The following is a 23,999-nucleotide window of genomic DNA, read 5'->3' on the forward strand; positions in this document are numbered from 1 at the left end:
CAAATTTATAGAAAGGAACGATGATCTAATGGCCAAGCCGCAAAAACAGGCGGCCGCCCTGTTGTTGGTTACCTACGCCGCCCTCTCCGCCTTTGTCGCCTGGCGCCTCTGGGCCGCCTTCCTGCCCCCGATCCCTCTGGCGGGCTATCTTGTGGGCTATCTCCTCCTCTGCGCCTGCCTGCCGGCGGGCTTCCTCCTCCCCCGCTCCAAATTCTCCAAGGGGCTGTGCATTCTCGGCGACTACTGGGTCAGTCTACAGATCGTGCTCGCCTTCTCCGCCCTGGCCGAATGGGTTCTCACCGCCCTGACCTCCTGGCTGTTTGGGAATACCCTCTCCCCTCTCCTCCCCCTTCTCCTCTACGGGGCGGGGCTGGCGACCTTCCTCTATGGGGCCGTCCACACCCGAAATATCCGGGTGCAGACCTACCGCTGCCCAGTCGACAAGCCAAACATCCGGGGACGGCAGCTGCGCGTCGTCCAACTGAGCGATCTGCACCTGGGCAGCATCAACGATCTCCGCACAGTGCAGCGGATCGTCCACACCGTCAACGGCCTCTCGGCAGACATTGTCTGTATCACCGGGGACACCTTCACCGAGAACACCCGCGAGGTATTTGAGCTCCAGGAAATCGCGACAGCATTTCGCGCGATAAAAAGCCGCTGGGGGGTCTTTGCCTGTTTGGGGAACCACGACGCGGGCTTTGAACTGCCCAATATGCTCGCCTTTTACCGGCAGGCGGGGGTCACCCTTCTCAAAGACACCTATTTACAGCGCGACGGCGTCACCCTGCTGGGCCGGGCGGATCGAACCCCGGGGGAGAACATTCGCTCCCAGCGGGCATCGGCCAGGGAGTGCCTGCAGGGCAGCTGTGGGGAGAACTTGATCCTCGCCATGGACCACCAGCCCGGCGACCTGGAGGGGGCCGCGGAGGCGGGGGTGGACATCCTCCTCAGCGGTCACACCCACGGCGGGCAATTTTACCCCCTCAACCGGCTGATCCAAAGGGTCTTTCCCCACTATCGCGGCTGCAAGCGGGTGGGGACCATGTATGCAATTGTGAGCGCCGGCACCTGCACCCCTGTCCCCTATGTGCGCGCCATCGGCAACTCTGAAATCGTCGTTGTTGAAGTCACCGGCCGGTAAAATGCAAAAAGCGGCGCTCCCTTTGTGGGCAGCGCCGCTTTTTCCCTGTCGGGGAAAGATCGTTTAGGACTGGGTAAAGGAGATGTCGATGTTGCCGTTGGTGGTGGCGCAGTAAAACTGTTTTTGCGCCCCTGTTCCACCGCTCTCGCCCAGGTTTGACTTGCCGTTGGTGGTGGTGCAGCGGTAGTTGTAATCGCCCTGGCCGCCCACAAAGCTGCCCTTGACCGAGGCGTTGGTGGTCTTGAAATTGGTGGTGGTGGCCTCCATCCGCTCAAACTCGACCCGGCCGTTTTTGGTGGTGGCGGTGAAGGTCTTGTCGCAGGAGATGCGCTCAAGCCGCACGGCGGCGTTGGTGGTCTCCACCGTTGCCACCCTCGCGCGGGAGTCCTCCAGGGTGAGGGTGCCGTTGGTGGTCTTGAGCCAGAGGGTCTCCCCCACCTCCAGGGCCCGGCCCTTGACGGTGCCGTTTTTGGTCTCGGCCTCCAGCCCGCCGCTGGCGGTGACGCTGTCCAGATCAATGGAGGAATTGGTGGTCTTCATCTCCAGCCGGCCCGCCTTGACCTGGGTGAGGTGCAGTGAGCCGTTGGTGGTGGAGAGGACGGCTGTTCCCGCCACCGACAGGTCGTCCAATTCGATGCGGGCGTTGGTGGTGGTGGCCTTCAACTGGGGCAGGGCGCAATTCTCCACCTCGATGGCGGCGTTGGAGGTATCCAGCGACAGGTCTTCCAACTGGCCTATTCCGCTGCAGTTGATACTGCCATTGGTGGTGCGCACCGAGAGCAGCTTCTGGTAGCCCTGGGGCACCCGCAGAACACAGCGGGTGCGGGCCTCGCTCAAGCCGCTGAACATCCCCGACCAGACCTGTTTCAGCCAGTTGTAGTGTCGCTCGGTGTTGACGGTGCGCACCCGCAGCACCCCGTTCTCGTTTGATATTTCAAACTTGCAGTACTTGGTTTCGGTGTACTCGAGAGCGATCTCCTCCCCCTCGGCCGGGAGGATCTCCACCCGCCGGTTGCCCAGTTCCAGGCGAATCTCCTCCACTCCCGCCACTGGGGCGCTGTAGCTCTTCTCCTCGATCTCGCCGCTGGTGGCGTCCAGCTGCCAAACGTCGAATCCGACCATGGCAAAGGCGCCGCCCGCCAACAGGGCTCCAGCGACACAGAGCGCCGCGGCGGCGATCAGCCAACCCCTAATGTGCTTCATTGACAGCAGCCCCCTTTCTCTTTTTCCCGATATTCCCTAGCCAACCAAAGAGGGCGCTACAGCCCTTCATCATGGCCCTTGCCAGCCCCCATCCCCCAAGGAAAGAGAGGATGGCAACCCCCGCAAACAACAGGCAGACCCCGATTTGAAAGGCCCCGATCACGGTGTTTTGCGCCAGCAGCGCAAAGGAGGGCACCAGGTAGATAAATCCCGCCGCCAAAAAGGCGAAGGACATGATAAACAGGGAGAGCACCAACACCCACCCGACGAGGAGCAGGGCTAAAGCCACCATACCGAATGCCAGCGCCAAGGTCGCCCAGATGGGGCTGGTCACCGCCAGCAAGACGATCTTTAAGGTCTGGCTGCTTTCCTTCCGCCGGGGCGGCGGAGGCGGATAGGGCTGGCCGTAGGGCGGCGCGCCGTAACTTCCCACCGGGGGGGCGCCGTAGGACGGACGGGGGGCGGTAAAAGGCGCTTGTCCCCCCATTTGTGGGTGTGATTCGGCGGCCGAAGGCGCAGAGAGCTCCTTCTTGGCGCCCCCCTCGCTCTCGGCGATCAGTTTGTCGGCGATCTCCTCCACCGGGCCAAACTGGGCGATGACCTCCTCCTCGTCCATCCCCGCCTCCAACTTGTCGGCGATCATCTCGTTGTAGTAGTCCATGGCCATGTCCCGCTCGCCCTCTGGCAGCGGCGCGATCCTCTGGCGCAGGGCGTTCATAAACTCGTCCCGTCTCACAGTGCATCCTCCCCCAAAATATAGCAGTATATCCTCTTTAATTGTGGCCACTCCCCGGCGAATTCGCCCAGTCGGCGAATCCCCTCTTCAGTGATCTTATAGTATTTGCGCAGGCGGCCGTTGTGCGCCTGCGAATAGGTGGTGAGACAACCGCTCCCCTCCAGGCGCTTGAGGATCGGATAGAGAGTCGACTCCGACATCTCCACATATTCCGAGAGATCGCCTATGATTTTGTACCCGTATGAGTCTTCCTTTTTTAGGGCGGTGAGGACACACGCCTCCAGCAGCCCTTTTTTTAGTTGTACGTCGATGGCTCATCCCTCCTTACACATGATACTATATTGTACATAGTATTCTTTGTCAACCCTTTTTTCCCTCTTTTTTGAAGGTTGCAAAAAAATGAGGGATGGGGCATAATAAAGGGCGTTTGAAAAGAAGGGAATCAAATCCATATCGAGAAAGGGGAACTTCTGTGAAAAACCGCTTTGTCACCCCGGGGGGCGAGTTTGTCATCCGCCCCGCGCGGGAAGAGGACTGTCCGCTCATCCTCTCCTTTATCAAAGAGTTGGCCGAGTACGAGAAGATGGCCGACTCGGTGGAAGCCACCGTCGAGACCCTGCGCCGCTCCCTCTTTGAGCGGGGGGCCGCCCGCTGCGTCATCGGCGAGCTGGAGGGGGAGCCGGTGGGGTTTGCCCTCTACTTCTACAACTTCTCCACCTTCGTCGGCAAGCCCGGCCTCTATTTGGAGGACCTGTTTGTCCGCCCCGCCCACCGCGGGCTGGGTCTGGGCAAGCTCCTGCTGCAATACCTGGCCAACCTGGCACGGGAAGAGGACTGCGGCCGGATGGAGTGGTTCTGTCTGGACTGGAACGCCCCCTCCATCGCCTTTTACAAAAAGATGGGCGCCCGCCCGCTGGATGATTGGACCGTCTTTCGCCTGGACGCCCAGTCCCTAGAGGGCCTCGCCTTTCCCCAGTAGACTTGCCCCCCAAAAGCGCAGCACCCCCTCAAAAGAGGGGGTGCTTTTTTGCCTTTCCGGCAGTTCGCCCCTGTGACAGGATTGCCAAAATCGCACTTTTTTTGTATACTGTTTTCAAAAGACACCTCTGCAAGCCTTTTGGAACGGCTTGCAGAGAAGGGGGGGAGTCCACCTTGCCAAAACAGTCTGTTTCCACCCTGCGCCTGGTTGCCTGCCTGGTGGCCGCCTCTCTCCTGCTGGGCGGCTGCGCCGCCTTCTCCCCAGACGACAGCCCTCTCTCCTCCCCCATCCATGCGGCCGATCTGGGGATCGACATGGACTGCAGGGACCAGGGCCGCCTCACCGCCGGGGACAAAAACTACGTCTACGCCGCGGGCAAACTGGGCATCTACCAAATTGGCAGAGGAACGGCCAGCGGGGATTTGATCCTCCCCCTCTCCTCCCGGGCACAGCACCTCATCCGCTATCAAAAATATCTCTATTACCTGCAAGACGGCGCTCTTTTTGCCCTGGATTTGCAGACCCTCGCCGTCCACCCTCTGGGGATCGAGGCGCGGGACGCCTCCCTCCTCAAAGACGCCCTCTATATCACCGCCCCTGACGGCAGCGCCCGGCTGCTCTATCGGCTGCAAGACCCCCTCGCCCCAGCCCTGGAAGAGCAGGTGCCTGCCGACGAAGAGGCCAACTACCCCCACTTTTACACCGGCATTCTCAGCGGCTCTGCCGGCGTTGCCTACCGGGAGTGGGTGGACGAGAAAGAACCCCTCTCCCTGAAAGTCTCCCTCCTCTCGCCGGAGACGGGGGAGCTCTCTGCCCCGGTCACCCTGCCCGGCGGTCAGAGCGGCACTCACCTGGTCACCCCAAACGGCGTCTACTATACAGACAACGGCATCTACCAGGCCCCTTTCGGTGGAGGGAGAATGCACCTCACCGTCAGTCACTCGACCTTTCCCCTCTTCATCACCTGCGACAGCCAGTGGGTCTACTACATAGACGGCGCCAACTCTGAAAAAAGGGTCTACCGCCTGCGCTGGGAGACGGTGGAAGAGATTCCCCGGTTGCGGGGAATCGACTCCTTTGAGATCATTTACAACTGGGTTTACTACTACGATGAATCGTCCGACCTCCTCTGCCGTTTTTACATGGGGCAGTCCGAGAGCGCTTTGCAGGTGGAGACAGAATTTTAGAGGGGCCATTGAACAGAAAAGGCGGCTGAAAATCAGCCGCCTTTTCTGTTATCCTCTTTCTCCAAAGGAACTTATTATTTAAAATTGATCCACCCCCCAGCTCCCTGTTTGCGCGGAAAACGCTGTTCCCCCCTAGGAGAACCGATACAGCGCACTTTCCCCCTCCCCACTTCGAGGGTTATTGACGTCGTGGGTCGCTGTGATATAGGGAAGCCCATCTCTTTTTATCTGTTCCACAAGGGCTTTTCCCGCCTCGGTCACAATGCCTTGGCGCCAAAATTCCTTTCGCAGGGCATAGCCAAAATCGTGGCTTTCACCCATATCCACCTCGATGTAGCCGATTGGGAAATCATCGCTCTTCAAACAGATGGCATAGGCGTAGGCCCGAGGCCTCTTATAGTTGGCCGCATATCTCTCTTGATAAAAGGCCCTTGCGTCCGCCACACTTTTGGCGGGGAACCAGGGCAAAAAGGTATTGACCTCCTCGTCTTTTAAAAGCAGGTAGAGCGCCTCTATGTCCTCTCCTGTAAACTTTCTCAAAATCAGACGCTCCGTCTCCAAAACAGGGGTGTTTTCCATACCATGCCCTCCCAGTTCTTTACTGCGTCCCCTCAAAATTCGCCCATTGTGCGCCCGATCCTGTCAGGTGCCGGGGACTCCGACCTGCGGCGAGCAGCAGCGCCTTTACAACCCGCCAATTTTTTATCCTTAAAAATTGCAGTCTGAGGCCTCGAAGTCGCGGCAAACTGCTTTTTCCCGTCAAAAGAGCGCTGGCCGTCGGGGAAATGCGCCCTCACCCCTTTCCTTTGAACGCCTATTTTTTAAAAGAGCGCAAAAAAAGAAGCAACCAAATCGGTTGCTTCTCGTGGCGGAAAGAGAGGGATTCGAACCCTCGAGACGGTATCACCGCCTACACGATTTCCAGTCGTGCGCCTTCGACCAGCTCAGCCATCTTTCCGCATATCGCAGGGCGCTCATTTATTATACCCATGGGTTTCCAAAAAATCAACCCCCTTTTTTTCATTTTCGCAAATAATTTGTCCCTTTGCGCCCACACTATCTGCAAAACCAAAATAGGGGGAAAAGGAATCATGGACCAGAACACCGAACTGCTGGACTTTATCTATAAAAACACCGAAATGGGGCTCTCCACCCTCGATCGGCTGGTGGGGATCGCCGAGGACGACCACTTCAAGGTCGCCCTCCTCACCCAGAAGGAGGAGTACCACAAAATCTTTGCCGAGGCCAAACAGCTGGCCGGAGTGGAGCTGGAAAAGACCGGCGCCATGGCCAAATTCTCGGCCTACATGATGCTGGAGCTCAAGACCCTGGCCGACAACTCCCCCTCCCACATCGCCGAGATGCTCATTCAGGGCAGCACCATGGGGGTGGTGGATATGACCAAGCGCCTCAAGGAGTACACCTGCGCCAGCGACAAGGTGCGCGCCCTGGCCCAAAAGCTGCTGGAGACCGAGCAGCAAAACATTGAGACCATGAAGGGATTTTTGCGCTAGAGGGCCGGTTACAGCCCCTGGGAGCGGAGCAGCCCCCGATAGTAGTTTTGCGGTCGGTGGCCCTCAAAGGAGACGGCTCCCGGCAGCCGCGGGGGACCGATGGAGACCCGGATACCCACGTGGCGAAAGCCCATCCAGGCAAAGGGCACCTTGGTGACGATGTCGTTGCCGTTTTCCACCCGAAAGGTCTTGAACACCCGCCGGTTGAAGGACTGGGCAAAGGCCCGGTTGCCCACCCGCGGGCAGCCAAAGAGCACCACCTCAAAGTCCTTCTCGGGAAAGTTGTACTGCAAATCCACCGCGCACAAAACTGCCAGCGCCGCCCCGTAGGAGTGGCCGGTGACCCGCACCCGCTCCGCCTCTTGGGGCAGAAAATAGCGGATGGCGTCGCGCACCTCGGGGTTTTTGTACATGTCGATAAAGCCCCCGTGCACCCGAATCTTGGAAGCGGCGTTGTCGTAGGGAATTTTCTTTTTGCAAAAGCGGAAATCGGTGGCCCAGTCCCTGGCCGAATCGGTTCCCCGAAAGGCGATATAGACCGTCTTGCCCACGCACTCCATATAGAGTTGGATGCCCGTCTTTCCGCTGTCGATAAAGCGCACTTCCCGTCCCTTTTTCACCGGCAGGTTGTCGCCGTAGGCCGCAGCGGCGAGTTCCAGCATGGTGGCCAGGCTCTTGTATTCCATCAGCAAAACACCCCCGACGCCAGTCTATGCGCCGGGGGTGTCTCTCTGCGCCGCTACGCCTCGGGCAAGCCCAGCACCTCGCCCGCCTCTTCCTCGGGCAGCTGGCTCACCTCTTTTAGGCGGCGCTGGATCTGGCGGGTGCGCACCCCCACCAGCCGGTCCAGCTCGCTGCCCGCCTGTTCCAGCCGCTGCTGGGCGGCCGAAAGGGCCCCCTCAAACTTGCCGAACTCGGTCTTCACCGCCCCCAGTACCTGCCACACCTCGCCCGATCGCTTTTGGATGGCCAGGGTGCGAAAGCCCATCTGCAGGCTGTTGAGCATGGCCGCCATGGTGGTGGGCCCGGCCAGGCTGATCTTGTACTCGTTTTGCAGCGTCTCCACCAGCCCCCGGCGCACCACCTCGGCGTAGAGCCCCTCCACCGGCAAAAAGAGGATGCCGAAATCGGTGGTATAGGGCGGGGCGATGTACTTGTCGCGGATGTCTTTGGCAAACTGCTTGACCCGCCGCTCCAAAGCGGCGCCCAGCTGCTCGATCTCGGCGGGGTCGCCCCGGTCGTAGGCGTCCATCAGCTGGGCGTAAGCGTCGGCCGGAAATTTGGCGTCAACGGGCAGCCAGACCGGCTCCTCCCCATCCCCCGGCAGCTTGACGGCGAATTCCACCACGTTCTTGCTCCCCGGCTTGGTGCAGACGTTCTGGCCGTACTGCTCGGGGGCGAGAATCTGCTCCAGGATGGCCCCCAGCTGAATTTCGCCCAGAATGCCCCGGGTCTTGACGTTGGAGAGGACCTTTTTCAAATCCCCCACCCCCACGGCCAGCGTCTGCATCTCCCCCAGGCCCTTGTAGACCTGTTCCAGCCGCTCGCTGACCACCTTGAAGGACTGGCCCAACCGCTCGTCCAGGGTCTTTTGCAGCTTTTCGTCCACCGTCAGGCGGATCCGGTCCAGCTGGCGGGCGTTGTCCTCCTGCATGGCGCTGACCCGGTTTTGCAGAGTGGCGCGCATCTGCTCCATCTGCTGGGCGCTCTGGCGGGTGAACTCTGCCATCCGGGCGTCGGTGCCCCGCACCGAGCGGTCCACCGACTGCTGCAAGCTCTCCTGCCGCAGGGTCAGCTGGGTGTTTAAGTCCCCCAGCCGCTCGTTGAGGACGGCGGTGAACTGCCGCTGGGACTGGGCCAGTACCTCCCCCAGCCCGGCGACCGAGGTCTGCACCGTCTGCAGGGTGTCCGCCCGGGCGGCCTGGGCCTCCTGCCGCAGGGCCTCTTTCAGCGCTTCCCCACCGGTGTCTCCCCTTCGCCGCAGCAGCACAATCAGCACCGCTGCCTGCAGGGCCAACACCGCGGCCAACACGATCAAAATCACCGTCTCCAAAACCGATCCCTCCACCCTTTTCAAAAAAGAACTGTTGTTTAGTATAGCACATCTCCCCGCCGGTTGCACCCCTCAAAGGGCGCAAAAAAGGCGCGAGGGCAGTTTCCTGCCCCGCGCCTGTCAAACGGCTATTCCCCGGCTGCCTCCGGCCCGGCGGAGGACGGCTCGCCGGCGTCCAGCTCCTCCTCCACCTGTTCGCAGATAAAGGTGAACATCTCCCGCGCCATGTCGGCAAATCGCCGCACCTGGCCCCGCCCCATCTCGTAGGGGACGTCGGTGGGATACCGGGTCTCGATGTAGCAGTGGTTGAGGGCCGCGCTCTCGTCCAGCCACTGCGCAAACTCGCCGTCGTGTTTGACGGCCTGTTTGCACAGCCAGGAGAGGTTGTGCCCGTCCACCAGGTTCCCGGTCTTGACCAGGATGTAGGCCTTTAGCGCCTTTTCGATGGCCTGTTGGCAGTGGAAGGCGCAGCTGAAATAGCAGCGGTCCTCCCGCCGCAGCAGCTCCACCGTCTCCATGTCCTCCTCGGCCCTGTCCATCCAGTCGTAGTAGCGGCGGCTGTCCCCGGTGTTGTGTCTACGCCTCATAGAGCACCTTCCCCATCCGCCGCACCTTGGCGGCAAAAGAGCCCCGTTCCCCGGCCAGCTGCGCCCACTCCCCGGGGGTGTAGAGGACCACGTCAAAGGGCACCGGGCTGTCGATGGCCAGGTAGAGCTCCTTCTCCAGCCGCCGCTTGTCCGCCGTGTCGGCCACCACCACCAGTTTAAAGCTGGCGGTCTTGCCCGACAGCGTCAGCTTGCGGTTGAAGAGGATCACCTTCTCCGGCCGCGCCAACCGCCGCACCTCTGCGCAAACTTGCAAAATCTGTTCGCCCAACCCCTGTTCTTCCATCGGCACTCCCTCCTCTTTTTAAACAGCGGGGCCGCCGCCCCATCTGTCCTTAGTTTACCCCTTTCTCCCGCCCCTTGCAACCGAATGCCGCCCCGGGCTGGGAATTTTGCTCCAACTGTGCTATTCTGGTGAGGCAAAGAAAAGAGAAGTGAGACAGGAGGCATTTTGTATGGCAAAACAGTGTTGGAAGCCGGGGGCCCTGCTGGCGCCGGTGCCGGCGGTGCTGGTCAGCTGCGGCGAGGGGGAGCGCTCCAACCTCCTCACCGTCGCCTGGACCGGCACCGTCTGCACCAAACCGGCCATGACCTATATCTCGGTGCGGCCGGAGCGCCACTCCTACCCCCTGATTCGCGAGAGGGGCGAGTTCGCCATCAACCTGGTGAGCCGCCCCCTCGTCGGCGCCTGCGACTGGTGCGGCGTCCGCTCCGGCAGGGACGGGGACAAATTCGCCGCCGCCGGGCTCACCCGCGCCCCGGCCAGCGAGATCGCCGCCCCCCTGGTGGCCGAGAGCCCGGTGAACCTGGAGTGCCGGGTCACCCAGGTGCTGGAACTGGGCAGCCACCACATGTTTCTGGCCGAAATCGTGGCGGTGGATGTGGAGGAGTCCCTTCTGGACGAGAGCGGGAAGCTCTGCCTGGACCGGGCTGAACTCATTCACTACACCCACGGCGAATACTTTGCCCAGGGGGAGAAACTGGGCAGTTTTGGCTACACGGTGCGGGGCCCCGGCCGCAAGAAGACCCGGCGGTTTGTCCCCCCTCCGCCAAAAAAATAGGGGGCGCTGTCAAACTGGGCCAAAATGCCTCGCAAAACCCTGCAACTGCCCTCAAATCATAAAGGGAGGCGGACATTTTCCCGGGAAATTGATGCAAAGCGTTCATTTACGAACTGCGTCCCCCGCCGTATAATGGGAGGGAAAGAACAACGACAAGACGCCTCTCCCCCGAGAGCGAGAAAGAACAGGTGACGCAAACCATGCAGAACTTTACATTTCACAACCCCACCCGCATCCTCTTCGGCAAGGGCCGGGAGGACGAGGTCGGCACCGTCGCCAGAGAGTACGGCAGCCGCGCCCTGGTCCACTTCGGCGGCGACTACCTGCGCAAAAACGGGCTCCTCGATCGCATCGAGGCCTCTTTGCGCGCCGCGGGCATCGCGTTTGTCGAGTACGACGGGGTGGTTCCCAACCCCCGCCTCTCCACCGTTAAGGAGGGCATTCGCCTCTGCCGCGAAAACCAGCTGGACTTTGTGCTGGCCATCGGCGGGGGCAGCGCCATCGACTCCTCCAAGGCCATCGCCGCCGGCGCCTGCATGGAGGGCGACCTGTGGGACTGCTTCACCGGCAAGGCCCAGGTGCAAAAGGCCCTGCCCATCGGGGTGGTGCTGACCATCCCCGCCTCCGGTTCGGAATCCAGCAAGGCCTGCATCATCACCAAGGACGAAGGCAGCCAGAAGCGGATGTGCTCCTCCCCCCACATCCTCCCCAAATTCGCCATCCTCGACCCCGAGACCACCTACACCCTTCCCGCCTACCAGACGGCGGCGGGCTGCTGCGACATCATGTCCCACCTGATGGAGCGCTACTTCACCCAGACCGAGCAGGTGGACTTCACCGACCGGCTGCTGGAGGGGGCCCTGCGCACCATGCTGGTGACCGCCCCCCGCGTCCTTGCCGAGCCGAACAACTACGACTACCGGGCCGAAGTGATGTTTGTGGGCAACGTGGCCCACAACGACCTACTGGGGATGGGCCGGGAGGAGGACTGGGCCTGCCACGACATCGAGCACGAGCTCTCGGCCCTCTACGACGTGACCCACGGCGCGGGGCTCACCGTCATCACCCCCGCCTGGATGAAGTACGTCTACAAGCAAAATCTCCCCCGCTTTGTGCAGTTCGCCGTGCGGGTGATGGATGTGGACCTGGCCTTTGAAAAGGGTGAGGAGATCGCCCTGGAGGGCATTCGCCGGCTGGAGTCCTTCTTCCGCTCCCTGGGGATGCCCACCTCCTTTGCCGACCTGAAAATTCCCGCCGACCGCATCCCTGAGATGGCCCATCGCGCTCTGGACGGCCGCCCCTATGCCGGCCACTTTGCCCACCTGAAAGAGGAGGACATCGCCGCCATCTACCGCCTGGCCCTGTAAGGCCCTTCCCGCCTTTAAGCTAAGAGCGTCCCCCGCCCGCTTGTGGGCGGGGGACTTTTTTGAAAAGGGAGGGCAGAGAGAGAAGCGCGACCCTTCCATCCTCCATCCAAAAGGCCATTCTCCCACCTGCTCAGAGGCGATTTCCGCCTGCCGGGACAGCCCCACACACAAAAAAGCGGCCCTCCTGCCGAGGGCCGCTTTTCTCAATTTTCAAAAAATCGGTCAGATTTTGAAGTGCATCCACTTTCCGCTGCGAAAGCGCAGGTAGGTCAGCAGGAAGCGGGCCAGCTGATCCACCGCCAGCCCCATCCAGGCGCCAAAGAGACCCATGGACAGGGGGTAACAAAAGAGGTAGCCCAGCCCCGGGCGGATGAAGGTGACGCTGATGAGGGAGACCACAGCGGTGAACTTGGTGTCCCCCGCCCCCCGCAGACAGCCGGAAAAGACCACCTGAGCCACCTGCATAAAGGTGATGATCGCCATGATGACCATGATCATCTCGCCGTAGCGAAGGATCTCCTCCTCCCGCGAAAAGAGCATGAAGATGGGGGTGCCCAGGGCGATACAGACCACCGAGATGGCAGCCGAGAAGAGGACCCCCATCCGCTGGCAGACCCCACCGTAAATCTTGGCCATATCCCGCCGGTTTTCGCCCAGGCTGCGACCCACCAAGGCGATGGCCGCCACCGAGAGCCCGTCGCCAAAGGAGAAGGAGATATTCATAATGTTCATCCCGATCTGGTGGGCGGCAAAGGCGGTGGTGCCCAATTTGGCCACCAGCACCGCATAGACCAGAAAGCCGATGCGCAAAAACACCTGTTCGGCCAGGGTGCTGGAGCCGATGTTGACGATGGCCGAGAGGTTGCGCCGGTCAAACTTGAGACTGAAGAAGTCCTGAATGCTGAGGAACTGGCCGGGGTGCATCACCGAGATAAAGCTCATGACACAGGCGCAGATGGTGCCGGCCACCGTGGCGATGGCCGCCCCCTGCACCCCCAGTTTGGGGAAGCCCAGGTTCCCCCCGATGAGGAGGTAGTTGAGGACGATATTCACCCCGTTGGAGACCAGGTTGGTGCGCATGGCGATTTTGGTGTTGCCGCACCCCCGCTGGGCGGCGTTGATGACCATGGAGAGGACGTTGAAGATCATCCCCCCCTGGATGATGCGCAGGTAGCCCACCGCTGCGTCGTGGGTATCGGGAGCTGAGCCGCACAGGCGGATGATGGGATCGGCCCAGATCACCGTCACCACCGAGATGACGACCGTCAGCGCCACCGAGATGATCAGGGCCTGCACCAGCACCCGGTTGGCGCTGTCCCGGTCCCCCTCGCCCCGGCGGCGGGCCACAATGGCCGAGATGGCCACGTTCAGCGACATAAAGACCGCCAGGGCGATGAATTTCGGCTGGGTGGTGAGACCCACCGCCGCGATGGCGTAGGAGCCCAGGGAACCGACCATCACCGTGTCCACCATCCCCACCAGACTGATGAGAAAGGACTCCAAAATAGAGGGCCAGGCAATGTTCAGCGTCGTCTTTAAGACGGTCTGTTCGTCGGGGAGCTCCCCTTCCTGCTCCACGCCCCGCATCAACTTCTCACATCGAAATAGCTGCACGTTCACACCCACTTTACAATATTTCGGTTTTATTCACACTTTTATTATACACCCATTCCCGCAGGGGTAAAGGGGGAAGCGAGAAAGCTGCCGATTTTTGACGTTTTTTGCCCAAAGCCGCCCAAACCCCGCTCTCTTTTGCAACATCGTGCCAAAAAGGGGCCGAAACACCGCCCTGCGGCGGCCCCTCAGCCCCTCTCTTCCACCACCCTCTCCCCTGTTATGGGGGGAGCGGCAAAATCTCTCCGCCCGCCTACTCCGCGGCGGGGATCAGCTCCCGATAGTCGTGCAAAGCCCAATCGGCCAGGGTGCACAGGCGCTCCCACTGGGGAGCGTTTTTGCCGTCGGCGATGGCCGCCGTCTGAAAGCCGGCCCCCTTCGCCGTCTCGACGGCCAGCAAGCTGTCCTCAAAGACCGCACAGTCCCCCGGCGGGGTCTGCAACCGGGCCGCCGCCTCCAAAAAGACAGCGGGGTCGCTCTTGGGCTTGTCGTCCAGTTCCACCGCGCTGACCACCGCCGCAAAATAGGGCAGCAGCCGGTGGGCGTCCAGCACCTCTCTTGCCACCCGCGGATCGGCGAGGGTGGCCACCGCGCAGGGGATTCCCTCCCCCTTCAGGTATTCGAGAAAGGGCAGGACTCCCGGCTTGAGGGGGACAGCGCAGTAGCGGTCCCTGATCATCTGGTACTGCTCAAAGACCATCTGCCCCGGCGTCTTGTCGAGGCCGTAGAGGGCGATGAGCCAGGCCATGGCCTGCTCGTAGGTACGCCCCTGGATGCGCTGGTAGTACCCCTCGGGCAGGGGGTGGCCCAGCTGCTCGATATAGCGGTCGGTCACCCCGTCCCAGATGTGGGTGGACTGGGTGAGGGTGCCGTCCATGTCAAAGATGGCGGCGCGAAAGGGCAGCATCGTCTCTCCTCCTGTCAAGGGCCGGGCGGTTTTCCCGGGAAATCAGCGGTTGGGCACGTCGGAGGTGCCCCTCTCCCGCAGGTAGGTGGACTCCAAATCGGCCAGGTGGAGTTTCACCGCCAGCGGATACATCCGAAAGGCGTTGCTCATGGCAAAGCTGCCGCCCCGCACCGAGTCGTCAAAGCCCCCCATGTGCCAGCGGATGGCCATGGCCTCGCTGGTCTTGAGGCGCATGAACCGCTCGATGAGAAAGACCGACTTCTCGCCGTGGCCGTAGGGAAAAGAGTCTTCCACCTGGTAGAAGGGGACCTTCTCCCACTGGCCGGTCTCCTCGTTTTTGACGTTGCGGCTACCCACCTTGTAAAACTGGGCCTTGCAGAGGTCGTGGAGGAGCCCGCAGATGGCAAAGCTCTCCAGGTTGTCCTCTCCCTCCTGAAAGTGCCGCTCCACCATGGTGTGAAAGACGCCGATGGAGTGGCGCACCAGCCCGCCCTCACAGGCGCAGTGGTAGCGGGTGCTGGCCGGGGCGGTGAAAAAGTCGGTGTTCTCCAGCCAGGCCAGCAGCTTCTCGCTGCCGGGGCGGGAGACATGCTGGGTGAAGAGCGAGACAAACTCGGCCTTGTAGTCCACTTCCTGTTCCATGGGCGATCCCCCTCCCCTGCTATTTGTTGTGCTCAAGCCACTGGATGCAGCAGTTGGCGTAGACCGCCGCCACCGCCGGAAGGGAGCGCTCGTCAAAGAGGGCTTTTGGGTTGTGCAACCCGAAGAGATGTCCCTCTTCCCGGGTGCCCATGCCGCAGTGGAACATGGCCCCCGGGCGCTGCTCGGTGAAGTAGGCAAAGTCGTCCGACCCCATAATGCGGGGGCCTTCGGTGATGCAGTCCTCCCCCACCACCTCTTTCATGTACGCCTGCATCTCCCTTGTAAAGGCAGGATCGTTTACAGTGGGGGGCGTCTCGGATTCGTAACTGATCTCGGCGGCGGCGCGGAAGGTGGCGGCAGTGCTGTGGATGATCTCCTCCATCCGCCCCTTGGCAAATTTCCGCACCTCGGGGTCAAATGCCCGCAGGGTTCCCTGCAGCACGCAGTCGGAGGGGACAATGTTGGGCGCCTGCCCCGCCTGGATGCTGCCGAAGGTCAACACCACCGGCTGCAGGGCCGAGACCTCGCGGGCGATGATGGACTGCAGGGCGATGACGACATGGGCCGCCACATTCACCGGGTCCACCCCGGTCTCGGGCATCGAGCCATGGCTGCCCTCGCCGTGGATGGTGATCTTAAAGATGTCGCTGGAGGCGAGGATCGGCCCCTCCAGCAGCCGGACGGCCCCGGCCTTCATGGGGATGGAGGTGTGGGTGCCGAAGACAGCATCCACGTGGGGGTTTTCCAACACCCCCTTTTCGATCATCTCCACCGCGCCCTTGATGGGTTCTTCAGCGGGCTGGAAGCAGAGTTTGACCCGGCCCTCCAGCTCGTCCTCGTGCTCTTTGAGCAGCTGGGCAGCCCCCAGCAGGGTGGCGGTGTGGATGTCGTGCCCGCAGGAGTGCATAGCCCCGTTCGTGGACTTAAAGGGCTCGTCGGTCTCCTCGGCCATGGGCAGGGCGTCCATATCGGCGCGCACCAGCAACACCTTGCCGCTGGTCTTTTTGCCGGCTATGGCCACAAAGCCGCTGGGGCAGATGTCCTCCACCTCGTACCCCATCTCGGTGAGGCGCTTTTTTACGTAGGCGGAGGTGAGGGGCAGTTCAAACCCCAACTCGGGGTTTTGGTGCAGATAGCGGCGATCGGCCACCATTTGATCCTGGAGTTCCCAGGCGCGTTCCAACAGAGGATGGCTCATTGCAAAACACACTCCTTTTTACGGCAAATAGGTGTACAGTCGGTCTGGTTTACCCCTTCTGGGCGATGATGGCCCGCATCCTGGCGATGAGCATGTGCAGGGCCACCTGGTTGTGTCCCCCCTCAGGGACGATGACATCGGCATACTTCTTGTTGGGCTCGACAAACTGCTCGTGCATCGGCTTGACGGTGGTCAGGTACTGGCTCACCACCGAGTCCAGGTCGCGGCCTCGCTCCTTGACGTCGCGCACCAACCGGCGGAGGATGCGCACGTCGGCGTCGGTGTCCACAAAGACCTTCATGTCCATCATGTCCCGCAGGGTCTTGTCCTCAAAGATCATGATCCCCTCAAGGATGATGACCTTGGCCGGGTTGACCTGCACCTGTTCTCCGGTGCGGTTGTGCTCCACAAAGGAGTAGACCGGCCGCATCACGGGCCTGCCCTCCTTGAGCTGTTTCAAGTGCTCGACGAGCAGTTCAGTCTCAAAGGCGTTGGGGTGGTCGTAGTTGAGCTTGGTGCGCTCCTCATAGGTCATGTCGTCGTGGGCCTTGTAGTAGTGGTCGTGGCACATGATGATCACATCTTCATCGCAAAAGGCCTCCTTCAGCTTGTAGGCCAGGGTGGTCTTGCCCGAACCGGTGCCCCCCGCAATGCCGATGATGGTGGTCTTGTCCTGTTGCATGCTCTTCCTCCTGCTGCTTTTTCTCGTGTCGCCCTGTGGGGCTATTGGAACCATTATAGCGAATTTGCACGGCGTTTTCCATCCCCCTGTCAAAACTCGGTAAAGGGGAGGATACCTTTCCCCCCGCCGTCCCCCTGTGGTATACTGATGACAATCTGCATTTGAGAGGGGGCGGCGCCGTGCGCATCGCCATCTGTGAGGACGAGGAGGCCCAGGCCCAGTACTACTGGGACGGTCCAGAGGGGCCCGCCCCCTCCGCAAAAGCCGATTTTTAGCCCTTTTACAAGGGAGCGCGAAAATGGCCGAAGTCAAATATTGACTTTTGGTCATTTTTCGTTTATACTGACATCTGCAAAGCTGACCACCAGTCATTTTCCTCCTCTCCCCTTTTCCTGAAAAAAGAGAGGCCGGCAGGGTAAAAAAGGGGAAATATGGTGATAATGTATTTGATTAGGCGGTCAAAACGCGCTATAATAGTATTTATATCTTTTGCAGAGTTTACAGTCAGGTGGTGAGAAAATGGCACAAGAGACAGTGGAGGCGATCCGCCAGGCCGAGCTGGAGGCGGAGCGGGCGGAGAAGGAAGCGGTCCGCACCGCAAAAGAACTGGTGGATACCGCCCGCCAAAACGCAGACCGCGCCGCGGTGGAACTGGCGCAGAGCGCCCAGTTGGAGGCAGCCAAGGCGCTGGCCCAGTCCAGACGCGATCAAGATGACCTTTTGCAGAAAGCAGAGAGAGAAGCCGACGCGCGGGCGCAAAAACTGCGCGAGAACGCCCTGGAAAAGCGGCCTGCTGCGATACAAGCGGTAAAGCAGGCCCTTTTGTAGGGCGTTTTCAAAAGAAACACGAGAAAGGAGGCATTTGCCTATGGCCGTACTGCCTATGAAGCGGCTGCAGCTGTGCGCCCTCAAGAAAAACCGCAAGGCGATCTTGGAGCTACTGCAGCGCCGGGGCGCGGTGGAGGTGCAGGACACCGCCGAGGACGAGGTCTTCACCCACGCCGACATGAGCCAAGCCAGGAGCATCTTTCAAAAGAACGCCGCCCTCGCCAACCAGGCGCTGGACGTGCTGGCCCGGTTCGCCCCCGAGCAAAAGCCGCTTCTGTCGATGCTGGAGGGCCGCCAGGAAATGACCTTGGAGGAGTACACCGCCTTTCAGGACCGGCAGGACGAGACCCTAAAAGTCGCCTACCGGCTGCAGGCGCTGGACAAACGGGTGGCCGAACAGCGCTCGGAAATTCCCCGGATGCAGGCCCAGGTGGAGGAGTTGACCCCCTGGCTGGAGCTGGATGTGCCCATGCGCCACCCCGGCACCCACGCCACCGACTCCTTTGTGGGGGCCCTGCCCGGGGAGTGGACGCTGGAGGGCATCTACACCGAACTCAAGTCCCGCGCCGAGAGCGTCTCGGCGGTGGACATCGAGATTGTCAGCGCCTCGCGGGAACAGACCTGCCTCTTTGTGACCGCCACCAAGAGCGAGGCCCAGCAGGCAGAGGACGCGCTGCGGGAGATGGGCTTTGCCCGGCCCGCCCACGTCACCCACCGGGTCCCGGCGGACAAAAAGCGGCTGCTGGAAGAGCGAATTGAGAAGTTGCAGGCCAAGATCGACGCCGATGTGGCGGAGATCCACTCCCTGGCCGAGCACCGGCAGGACCTGAAGCTGCTGTTTGACTTCTACGCCATGAGAGAGGAAAAGTACGGGGTCATCGGCAAGCTGATGCAGTCCAAGCGCACCTTTGTGCTCACCGGCTACATCGCCGCCCGAGACATCCCCGCCCTGGAGACGGAGCTCACCGCCCACTTCGACGTGGCCCTCGACTTCTTCGAGCCCGCGCCGGACGAGGACGTGCCCGTCGCCCTGAAAAACGGGCCCCTGGCCGCCCCGGTGGAGGGGGTCGTCGCCTCTTACAGCCTGCCCGGCCGGGGCGAGGTGGACCCCACCTCGGTGATGGCCGTCTTCTACTACGTCCTCTTCGGGATGATGCTGTCGGACGCAGGGTACGGGCTGATCATGGTGGCCGCCTGTTCCTTTGTCCTCCTCAAGTGCAAAAACATCGAGTCGGGGCTGAAAAAGTCGATGCAGATGTTTCTCTACTGCGGCATCTCCACCACCTTCTGGGGGGTGATGTTCGGCGGCTTCTTCGGCGACGCGGTGGGGGTCATCGCCAGCACCTTTTTTCACAGCGACCTGACCTTCAAGGCCCTCTGGTTTGAGCCGGTGAACGAGCCCATGCGGCTGCTGGTCTTCTCCTTCCTACTGGGCATCATCCACCTCTTTGTGGGGCTGGGGATGAAGTTCTACCAACTCTGCCGGGAGGGCAAGGTCAAAGACGCCGTCTACGACGTGGTCTTTTGGTACATGTTGGTGGGCGGCGCGGTCGTCTACCTGCTGACCATGCAGATGATCACCGACATGATGGGCCTCTCCTTCACCCTCTCCCCCACCGTGGGGACGGTGGCCGCCGTTGTGGCGGGGCTGGGCGCCCTGGGGATCATCGCCTTTTCCGGGCGGGACTCCCGCAACCCCTTCAAGCGGCTGCTCAAGGGCCTCTACGGGGTCTACGGGGTCACCAGCTACCTCAGCGACATCCTCTCCTACTCCCGGCTGCTGGCCCTGGGGCTGGCCACCGGCGTCATCGCCACGGTGTTCAACAAGATGGGCACCATGCTGGGCGGCGGCGTGGGGGGCGCGATCCTCTTCACCGTGGTCTTTTTGATCGGCCACACTCTGAACATCGGCATCAACCTGCTGGGCGCTTACGTGCACACCAACCGCCTGCAGTTTGTCGAGTTCTTCGGCAAGTTTTACGAGGGCGGCGGACGCGGGTTCTCCCCGTTTGGGGCCCACACCAAATACTTCAAATTCAAGGAGGAAAAATGAAATGAGTTCTCTTGGTATTGCTTTTGCACTGTTGGGCGCGGCGCTGGCCGCACTGTTGGCCGGCATCGGTTCGGCCATCGGCGTCGGCATGGCCGGTGAGGCCGCCGCAGGCGCCATCACCGAGGAGCCGGGCCGCTTTGGCAAGGTGCTGATTCTGCAGCTGCTCCCCGGCACCCAGGGCATCTACGGCCTGCTGATCGCCTTCATCACCCTGACCCAGATCGGCATCATGGGCGGCAGCGCCGAGATGAGCCTGGCCAAGGGCCTGCTCTACTTCTGCGCCTGCCTGCCCATGGGCTTTGTGGGCCTGTGGTCCGCCATCCGCCAGGCCCGCGCCTCGGTGGCCAGCATCGGCATGTTCTGCAAGCGCCCCGAGACCTTCGGCAAGGCCATCATCCTCCCCGCCATGGTCGAGACCTACGCCATTTTGGCCCTGCTGATCTCCATCCTCTCGATCTTCGGCATCGGCGGCCTGAACATCTGACCGATTCCAAAGAGTTAGGAGTTGCTTGTCTATGACAGGACTTGAAAAAATCATCCAGCAGATACAGAGCGAGTCCAGCGCCCGGGTGGAAGAGCTGTTGCAGAGCGCCCGCCAGGAGGCGGCCCAGATCGAGCTGCAGGGCCGCGCCGAAGGCGAAAAGCGGGCCGCCAAGATCGCAGAGGACGCCCGCAAAGAGGTCGCCCAGCTGCACGAGCGGGCCGTCTCGACCGCTGCACTGCGCCAAAAGGCCCGCCTCTTGCAGGCCAAACAGCAGCTGGTCACCGAAATTTTGGAGGAGGCCCGCCTCTCCCTGGTCAACGCCCCGGAGGAGGAGTACTTCGCCCTCCTGGCCGAATTGATCGAGAAAAACGCCCAGCCCGGCGAGAGCGGGGTGCTCTACCTCAACACCCGGGACCGGGAGCGGGTTTCCCCCGCCTTCCTCAAAGACCTCAAGGCCCGGCTGGAGGGCAGTGGCGCGGCCCTCTCCCTGGCCGACGGCACCCGTCCCATCGACGGCGGCTTTGTGCTGGTCTACGGCGGCATCGAGGAGAACTGTTCCTTTTCGGCGCTCTTCTCCGCCGCCAGAGACCGGCTGCAAGACGCCGTCTGTGGGGTGCTGTTTGAGTAACCGGTGCCGTCGGGCACCAAAAAGGAGGGGTCTCCATGTCTGAAAACCTGTACACCTTTGCCGTGACCCGGCTGCGCTCCAAGGAGCTCGAACTCCTGAACGGCCCGTTTATCGACCAGCTCATCGGCTGCAAGACCCACGAGGACTGCCGCCGCCTGCTGGGAGAAAAGGGCTGGGGCAAGCCGGAAGAGAGCGACGAAGAGGTGCTGCGCGCCCAGCGGCAGAAGACCTGGGAGCTGATGGGCGAACTGGTGGACGACCTCTCTGTGTTCGACGTGTTTTTGTACCCGGCGGACTACCACAACCTGAAGACGGCCATCAAGATGGTCTGCACCGGCGCCAGCGCCGAGGGGGTGTTCGTGGAAAGCGGCTCCATCCCCCGGGAGGTCATCGTCCAGGCGGTGGAGGAGCACGATTACTCCCCCCTGCCCGAGGAGATGCGCCAGGCGGCGGAAAAGGCCTTTCGGGTGCTGCTGCACACCCACGACGGCCAGCTCTGCGACATCCTGCTGGACCGGGCGGCGCTGTGCGCCACCTTAAAGGCGGGCAAGGCCTCGGGCAACGAGTTGATCGCCGGGTACGCCGAGCGCACCGTGGCGGCGGCCGACATCAAAACCGCCGTGCGCTGCGCGGGGATGAAGAAGAAAAAGAGCTTTGTGCAGGACGCCCTGGCCCCCTGTGACAGCCTGGACGTGTCGGCCCTGGCCGACGCCGCCATCAAGGGGATCGACGCCATCTGCGAGTACCTGCAGTACACCCCCTACGCCGACGCCATCGAGCAGCTGCGGGAGAGTCCCTCCGCCTTTGAGCGGTGGTGCGACAACCTGATCATCCGGGAGATCCGCCCCCAGCTGCACAACCCCTTTACCATCGGTCCCCTCTGCGCCTACATCCTGGCGCGGGAAAACGAAATCAAGACGGTGCGAATCATTCTGGCAGGCAAGCGAAACGGCCTGTCGGAGGAGTTCCTCCGGGAAAGGGCGCGTGAGATGTATGTATAAAATCGCGGTCATGGGCGACCGGGACAGCGTGTACGGCTTCGCCGCCCTGGGCCTGGACACCTATTCCATAGACGACCCCGCAGCCGCCGGCAAAAAGCTCAAGGAGCTGGCCGGTGGCAACTACGCCATCATCTACATGACCGAGGCCCTGTTCGAGGCGCTCTCCGAGGTGGTGGACCGCTATCGGGAGGCGCCCCTGCCCGCCATCATCCCCATTCCCGGCGTGATCGGGAACACTGGGATCGGCGAGGCACTGGTCAAAAAATCGGTCGAGCAGGCCGTCGGCAGCGATATTCTGTTTGGCGGCGATTCCAATGAGAGCAAAGCAGGTGAAGAGAAATGAGCACAGGTACCATCAAAAAGGTAGCCGGTCCGCTGGTCATTGCCGAGGGGATGCGCGACGCCAACATGTTTGACGTGGTGCGGGTGAGCGAGCAACACCTCATCGGCGAGATCATCGAGATGCACGGCGACCTGGCTTCCATACAGGTCTACGAGGAGACCTCCGGCCTGGGGCCGGGCGAACCGGTGGAGTCCACCGGCTCCCCCATGAGCGTCGAGCTGGGGCCCGGCCTCATCGGCAGCATCTTCGACGGCATTCAGCGCCCGCTGGACGACATCATGAAGGCCACCGGCAACAACTTGCAGCGCGGGGTGTCCATCCCCTCCCTCAAGCGAGCCGACCGGTGGACCTTTGTCCCCAGCGCCAAGGTGGGGGACAAGGTCCTCCCCGGCGACATCATCGGCACCGTGCAGGAGACCCCGGTGGTCCTGCACAAGATCATGGTCCCCCAGGGGGTGTCCGGCACCCTCTCCAAAATCGAGGGGGGCGAGTACACCATCGAAGAGGCGGTGGCCACCGTCGCCCTGGACGAGGGCGGCGAACGCGAACTGACCCTGATGCAGAAGTGGCCGGTCCGGGTGGGGCGGCCCTACCGGGAGAAACTCTCCCCCGACGTGCCCCTGGTCACCGGGCAGCGGGTCATCGACACCCTCTTCCCCATCGCCAAGGGCGGCGTGGCCGCCGTGCCCGGCCCCTTCGGCAGCGGCAAGACGGTGGTACAGCACCAGCTGGCCAAGTGGTCAGAGGCGGACATCGTGGTCTACATCGGCTGCGGCGAGCGCGGCAACGAGATGACCGATGTCCTCAACGAGTTTCCCGAACTCAAAGACCCCAAGACCGGCTACTCCCTGATGGAGCGCACCGTCCTCATCGCCAACACCTCTGACATGCCGGTGGCCGCCCGCGAGGCGTCCATCTACACCGGCATCACCATTGCCGAGTACTTCCGCGACATGGGCTACTCGGTGGCGCTGATGGCCGACTCCACCTCCCGCTGGGCCGAAGCCCTGCGGGAGATGTCTGGCCGGCTGGAGGAGATGCCCGGCGAGGAGGGCTATCCCGCCTACCTGGGCAGCCGCCTGGCCCAGTTTTACGAGCGCGCCGGGCGGGTCGTCTCCCTGGGCCAGGACGGCCGCGAGGGCGCCCTCTCGGTCATCGGGGCCGTCTCCCCTCCGGGCGGCGACATCTCCGAGCCGGTGAGCCAGGCCACCCTGCGCATCGTCAAGGTGTTCTGGAGCCTGGACTCCAACCTGGCCTATTCCCGCCACTTCCCCGCCATCAACTGGCTGACTTCCTACTCCCTTTACGCCGACACCATCGGCAGGTGGTTTAGCGCCAATGTGGAGGAGGACTGGACCGACCTGCGCAACCGGCTGATGCGGCTGCTGCAGGAGGAGGCCGAACTGGACGAGATCGTCAAACTGGTGGGGATGGACGCCCTCTCCGCCCCTGACCGGCTGAAGCTGGAGGCGGCCCGCTCCATTCGCGAGGACTTCCTCCACCAGGACGCCTTCCACGAGGTGGACACCTACACCCCGCCCCAGAAACAGGGGGCCATGATGCGGCTGGTTCTGGCCTATTTCGACGAGGCCACCAAGGCCCTGAACCAGGGCGCCTCGGTGGAGTCGCTGGTCAAGCTGCCGGTGCGCGAGCAGATCGGCCGCTTCAAGTACACCCCCGACGAGGAGATGGAGCGGGAGTACAACAACGTCCTGCACCAGCTGCAGAGCGAAATCACCGACCTGCTGAACCGGAAGGAGGAGGAGTAAC

26 protein-coding genes and 1 tRNA gene are annotated in these 23,999 nt (G+C 62.0%); 13 read left to right on the forward strand and 14 right to left on the reverse strand.

The window, feature by feature from the left end:
• Positions 1-28 precede the first annotated feature (28 nt).
• Positions 29-1,144, forward strand: coding sequence for a metallophosphoesterase (locus HJY11_RS00910; RefSeq protein ID WP_208074207.1), 1,116 nt, complete (start codon positions 29-31; stop codon positions 1,142-1,144).
• Positions 1,145-1,207: 63 nt separating this feature from the next.
• On the opposite strand, the gene HJY11_RS00915 is transcribed toward HJY11_RS00910, so the two are convergent.
• The 3 genes from HJY11_RS00915 to HJY11_RS00925 are packed head-to-tail and all read right to left on the reverse strand — an operon-like array spanning position 1,208 to position 3,394.
• Positions 1,208-2,347, reverse strand: a complete 1,140-nt coding sequence (locus HJY11_RS00915) for a DUF4097 family beta strand repeat-containing protein (protein WP_208074208.1) — start codon at positions 2,345-2,347, stop codon at positions 1,208-1,210.
• Positions 2,334-3,083, reverse strand: coding sequence for a DUF1700 domain-containing protein (locus tag HJY11_RS00920; protein ID WP_208074209.1), 750 nt, complete (start codon positions 3,081-3,083; stop codon positions 2,334-2,336). Before HJY11_RS00920 ends, HJY11_RS00915 begins: the two co-directional genes overlap by 14 nt.
• Complete coding sequence (locus HJY11_RS00925) at positions 3,080-3,394, reverse strand: PadR family transcriptional regulator (protein WP_208074450.1); 315 nt, start codon at positions 3,392-3,394, stop codon at positions 3,080-3,082. Before HJY11_RS00925 ends, HJY11_RS00920 begins: the two co-directional genes overlap by 4 nt.
• A gap of 161 nt (positions 3,395-3,555) precedes the next feature.
• Here HJY11_RS00925 and HJY11_RS00930 point away from each other — a divergent pair, with 161 nt between their 5' ends.
• Positions 3,556-4,062: an N-acetyltransferase family protein gene (locus HJY11_RS00930; RefSeq protein WP_368041513.1), complete on the forward strand. Its 507-nt coding sequence runs from the start codon at positions 3,556-3,558 to the stop codon at positions 4,060-4,062.
• Between the two features lie 173 nt (positions 4,063-4,235).
• Positions 4,236-5,249: a hypothetical protein gene (locus HJY11_RS00935; RefSeq protein ID WP_208074211.1), complete on the forward strand. Its 1,014-nt coding sequence runs from the start codon at positions 4,236-4,238 to the stop codon at positions 5,247-5,249.
• 132 nt (positions 5,250-5,381) lie between these two features.
• On the opposite strand, the gene HJY11_RS00940 is transcribed toward HJY11_RS00935, so the two are convergent.
• Entirely contained in the window at positions 5,382-5,828 is a 447-nt protein-coding gene (locus HJY11_RS00940; RefSeq protein ID WP_208074212.1) for a GNAT family N-acetyltransferase, read from the reverse strand.
• 287 nt (positions 5,829-6,115) lie between these two features.
• A tRNA-Ser gene (locus HJY11_RS00945) sits at positions 6,116-6,207 on the reverse strand.
• Between the two features lie 133 nt (positions 6,208-6,340).
• Here HJY11_RS00945 and HJY11_RS00950 point away from each other — a divergent pair.
• Complete coding sequence (locus tag HJY11_RS00950; RefSeq protein WP_208074213.1) at positions 6,341-6,763, forward strand: hypothetical protein; 423 nt, start codon at positions 6,341-6,343, stop codon at positions 6,761-6,763.
• 8 nt (positions 6,764-6,771) lie between these two features.
• On the opposite strand, the gene HJY11_RS00955 is transcribed toward HJY11_RS00950, so the two are convergent.
• The 4 genes from HJY11_RS00955 to HJY11_RS00970 form a co-directional block, all read right to left on the reverse strand.
• On the reverse strand, positions 6,772-7,449 hold the full coding sequence (locus HJY11_RS00955) for a lipase family protein (RefSeq protein ID WP_208074214.1): 678 nt from the start codon (positions 7,447-7,449) through the stop codon (positions 6,772-6,774).
• A 53-nt stretch (positions 7,450-7,502) separates the two neighbouring features.
• On the reverse strand, positions 7,503-8,807 hold the full coding sequence (gene rmuC / locus HJY11_RS00960; protein ID WP_368041525.1) for a DNA recombination protein RmuC: 1,305 nt from the start codon (positions 8,805-8,807) through the stop codon (positions 7,503-7,505).
• A 137-nt stretch (positions 8,808-8,944) separates the two neighbouring features.
• Positions 8,945-9,403, reverse strand: coding sequence for a HEPN domain-containing protein (locus tag HJY11_RS00965; protein WP_208074216.1), 459 nt, complete (start codon positions 9,401-9,403; stop codon positions 8,945-8,947).
• Positions 9,393-9,707 (reverse strand): hypothetical protein, encoded by a 315-nt coding sequence (locus HJY11_RS00970; RefSeq protein WP_021658241.1) that lies wholly within the window; start codon positions 9,705-9,707, stop codon positions 9,393-9,395. The genes HJY11_RS00965 and HJY11_RS00970 overlap by 11 nt, the downstream gene beginning before the upstream one ends.
• A gap of 169 nt (positions 9,708-9,876) precedes the next feature.
• Between HJY11_RS00970 and HJY11_RS00975 the strand changes: the two genes are divergently transcribed.
• Positions 9,877-10,482, forward strand: a complete 606-nt coding sequence (locus HJY11_RS00975; protein ID WP_208074217.1) for a flavin reductase family protein — start codon at positions 9,877-9,879, stop codon at positions 10,480-10,482.
• A gap of 200 nt (positions 10,483-10,682) precedes the next feature.
• Positions 10,683-11,849, forward strand: coding sequence for an iron-containing alcohol dehydrogenase (locus HJY11_RS00980; RefSeq protein ID WP_208074218.1), 1,167 nt, complete (start codon positions 10,683-10,685; stop codon positions 11,847-11,849).
• 222 nt (positions 11,850-12,071) lie between these two features.
• Here HJY11_RS00980 and HJY11_RS00985 read toward each other — a convergent pair whose 3' ends face one another.
• From HJY11_RS00985 to udk, 5 genes are all read right to left on the reverse strand, one after another.
• A complete protein-coding gene (locus tag HJY11_RS00985; protein ID WP_368041514.1) occupies positions 12,072-13,463 on the reverse strand; it encodes an MATE family efflux transporter in 1,392 nt (463 codons plus the stop codon).
• Between the two features lie 253 nt (positions 13,464-13,716).
• Positions 13,717-14,370 (reverse strand): HAD family hydrolase, encoded by a 654-nt coding sequence (locus HJY11_RS00990; protein ID WP_208074219.1) that lies wholly within the window; start codon positions 14,368-14,370, stop codon positions 13,717-13,719.
• A 42-nt stretch (positions 14,371-14,412) separates the two neighbouring features.
• The gene (locus tag HJY11_RS00995) at positions 14,413-15,012 is read right to left on the reverse strand and encodes an HD domain-containing protein (RefSeq protein WP_243764082.1); all 600 of its coding nucleotides are present in this window, start codon (positions 15,010-15,012) and stop codon (positions 14,413-14,415) included.
• Between the two features lie 19 nt (positions 15,013-15,031).
• Positions 15,032-16,210 carry a M20 metallopeptidase family protein gene (locus HJY11_RS01000; RefSeq protein WP_208074220.1) on the reverse strand — a complete coding sequence of 393 codons (1,179 nt, stop codon included), beginning with the start codon at positions 16,208-16,210 and terminating at the stop codon, positions 15,032-15,034.
• A 49-nt stretch (positions 16,211-16,259) separates the two neighbouring features.
• Positions 16,260-16,892 (reverse strand): uridine kinase, encoded by a 633-nt coding sequence (gene udk, locus HJY11_RS01005; protein WP_208074221.1) that lies wholly within the window; start codon positions 16,890-16,892, stop codon positions 16,260-16,262.
• Between the two features lie 519 nt (positions 16,893-17,411).
• Here udk and HJY11_RS01010 point away from each other — a divergent pair.
• Genes HJY11_RS01010 through HJY11_RS01040 form a run of 7 tightly spaced genes read left to right on the forward strand, consistent with a single transcriptional unit; the run spans position 17,412 to position 23,998 of the window.
• The gene (locus HJY11_RS01010; RefSeq protein ID WP_208074222.1) at positions 17,412-17,720 is read left to right on the forward strand and encodes a hypothetical protein; all 309 of its coding nucleotides are present in this window, start codon (positions 17,412-17,414) and stop codon (positions 17,718-17,720) included.
• Between the two features lie 40 nt (positions 17,721-17,760).
• On the forward strand, positions 17,761-19,773 hold the full coding sequence (locus HJY11_RS01015) for a V-type ATP synthase subunit I (RefSeq protein WP_208074223.1): 2,013 nt from the start codon (positions 17,761-17,763) through the stop codon (positions 19,771-19,773).
• A gap of 1 nt (position 19,774) precedes the next feature.
• A complete protein-coding gene (locus HJY11_RS01020; RefSeq protein WP_208074224.1) occupies positions 19,775-20,257 on the forward strand; it encodes a V-type ATP synthase subunit K in 483 nt (160 codons plus the stop codon).
• Positions 20,258-20,288: 31 nt separating this feature from the next.
• Positions 20,289-20,885, forward strand: a complete 597-nt coding sequence (locus HJY11_RS01025) for a V-type ATP synthase subunit E (RefSeq protein WP_208074225.1) — start codon at positions 20,289-20,291, stop codon at positions 20,883-20,885.
• 35 nt (positions 20,886-20,920) lie between these two features.
• Positions 20,921-21,886 (forward strand): V0D/AC39 family V-type ATPase subunit, encoded by a 966-nt coding sequence (locus tag HJY11_RS01030; RefSeq protein WP_208074226.1) that lies wholly within the window; start codon positions 20,921-20,923, stop codon positions 21,884-21,886.
• Positions 21,879-22,229 carry a V-type ATP synthase subunit F gene (locus tag HJY11_RS01035; RefSeq protein WP_208074227.1) on the forward strand — a complete coding sequence of 117 codons (351 nt, stop codon included), beginning with the start codon at positions 21,879-21,881 and terminating at the stop codon, positions 22,227-22,229. Before HJY11_RS01030 ends, HJY11_RS01035 begins: the two co-directional genes overlap by 8 nt.
• Complete coding sequence (locus HJY11_RS01040; RefSeq protein ID WP_208074228.1) at positions 22,226-23,998, forward strand: V-type ATP synthase subunit A; 1,773 nt, start codon at positions 22,226-22,228, stop codon at positions 23,996-23,998. The genes HJY11_RS01035 and HJY11_RS01040 overlap by 4 nt, the downstream gene beginning before the upstream one ends.
• Position 23,999: the final 1 nt, after the last annotated feature.

Source organism: Bittarella massiliensis (ex Durand et al. 2017), from assembly GCF_017566145.1.
Taxonomy (GTDB): Bacteria; Bacillota; Clostridia; order Oscillospirales; family Ruminococcaceae; genus Bittarella; species Bittarella massiliensis_A.

Coding starts and splice junctions, on each gene's coding strand:
- HJY11_RS00910 (WP_208074207.1), top strand. CDS start 29: ATGGCCAAGCCGCAAAAACAGGCGGCCGCCCTGTTGTTGGTTACCTAC.
- HJY11_RS00915 (WP_208074208.1), bottom strand. CDS start 2,347: ATGAAGCACATTAGGGGTTGGCTGATCGCCGCCGCGGCGCTCTGTGTC.
- HJY11_RS00940 (WP_208074212.1), bottom strand. CDS start 5,828: ATGGAAAACACCCCTGTTTTGGAGACGGAGCGTCTGATTTTGAGAAAG.
- HJY11_RS00950 (WP_208074213.1), top strand. CDS start 6,341: ATGGACCAGAACACCGAACTGCTGGACTTTATCTATAAAAACACCGAA.
- HJY11_RS00955 (WP_208074214.1), bottom strand. CDS start 7,449: ATGGAATACAAGAGCCTGGCCACCATGCTGGAACTCGCCGCTGCGGCC.
- HJY11_RS00965 (WP_208074216.1), bottom strand. CDS start 9,403: ATGAGGCGTAGACACAACACCGGGGACAGCCGCCGCTACTACGACTGG.
- HJY11_RS00970 (WP_021658241.1), bottom strand. CDS start 9,707: ATGGAAGAACAGGGGTTGGGCGAACAGATTTTGCAAGTTTGCGCAGAG.
- HJY11_RS00975 (WP_208074217.1), top strand. CDS start 9,877: ATGGCAAAACAGTGTTGGAAGCCGGGGGCCCTGCTGGCGCCGGTGCCG.
- HJY11_RS00980 (WP_208074218.1), top strand. CDS start 10,683: ATGCAGAACTTTACATTTCACAACCCCACCCGCATCCTCTTCGGCAAG.
- HJY11_RS00990 (WP_208074219.1), bottom strand. CDS start 14,370: ATGCTGCCCTTTCGCGCCGCCATCTTTGACATGGACGGCACCCTCACC.
- HJY11_RS00995 (WP_243764082.1), bottom strand. CDS start 15,012: ATGGAACAGGAAGTGGACTACAAGGCCGAGTTTGTCTCGCTCTTCACC.
- HJY11_RS01000 (WP_208074220.1), bottom strand. CDS start 16,210: ATGAGCCATCCTCTGTTGGAACGCGCCTGGGAACTCCAGGATCAAATG.
- udk (WP_208074221.1), bottom strand. CDS start 16,892: ATGCAACAGGACAAGACCACCATCATCGGCATTGCGGGGGGCACCGGT.
- HJY11_RS01010 (WP_208074222.1), top strand. CDS start 17,412: ATGGCACAAGAGACAGTGGAGGCGATCCGCCAGGCCGAGCTGGAGGCG.
- HJY11_RS01015 (WP_208074223.1), top strand. CDS start 17,761: ATGGCCGTACTGCCTATGAAGCGGCTGCAGCTGTGCGCCCTCAAGAAA.
- HJY11_RS01020 (WP_208074224.1), top strand. CDS start 19,775: ATGAGTTCTCTTGGTATTGCTTTTGCACTGTTGGGCGCGGCGCTGGCC.
- HJY11_RS01025 (WP_208074225.1), top strand. CDS start 20,289: ATGACAGGACTTGAAAAAATCATCCAGCAGATACAGAGCGAGTCCAGC.
- HJY11_RS01030 (WP_208074226.1), top strand. CDS start 20,921: ATGTCTGAAAACCTGTACACCTTTGCCGTGACCCGGCTGCGCTCCAAG.
- HJY11_RS01035 (WP_208074227.1), top strand. CDS start 21,879: ATGTATAAAATCGCGGTCATGGGCGACCGGGACAGCGTGTACGGCTTC.
- HJY11_RS01040 (WP_208074228.1), top strand. CDS start 22,226: ATGAGCACAGGTACCATCAAAAAGGTAGCCGGTCCGCTGGTCATTGCC.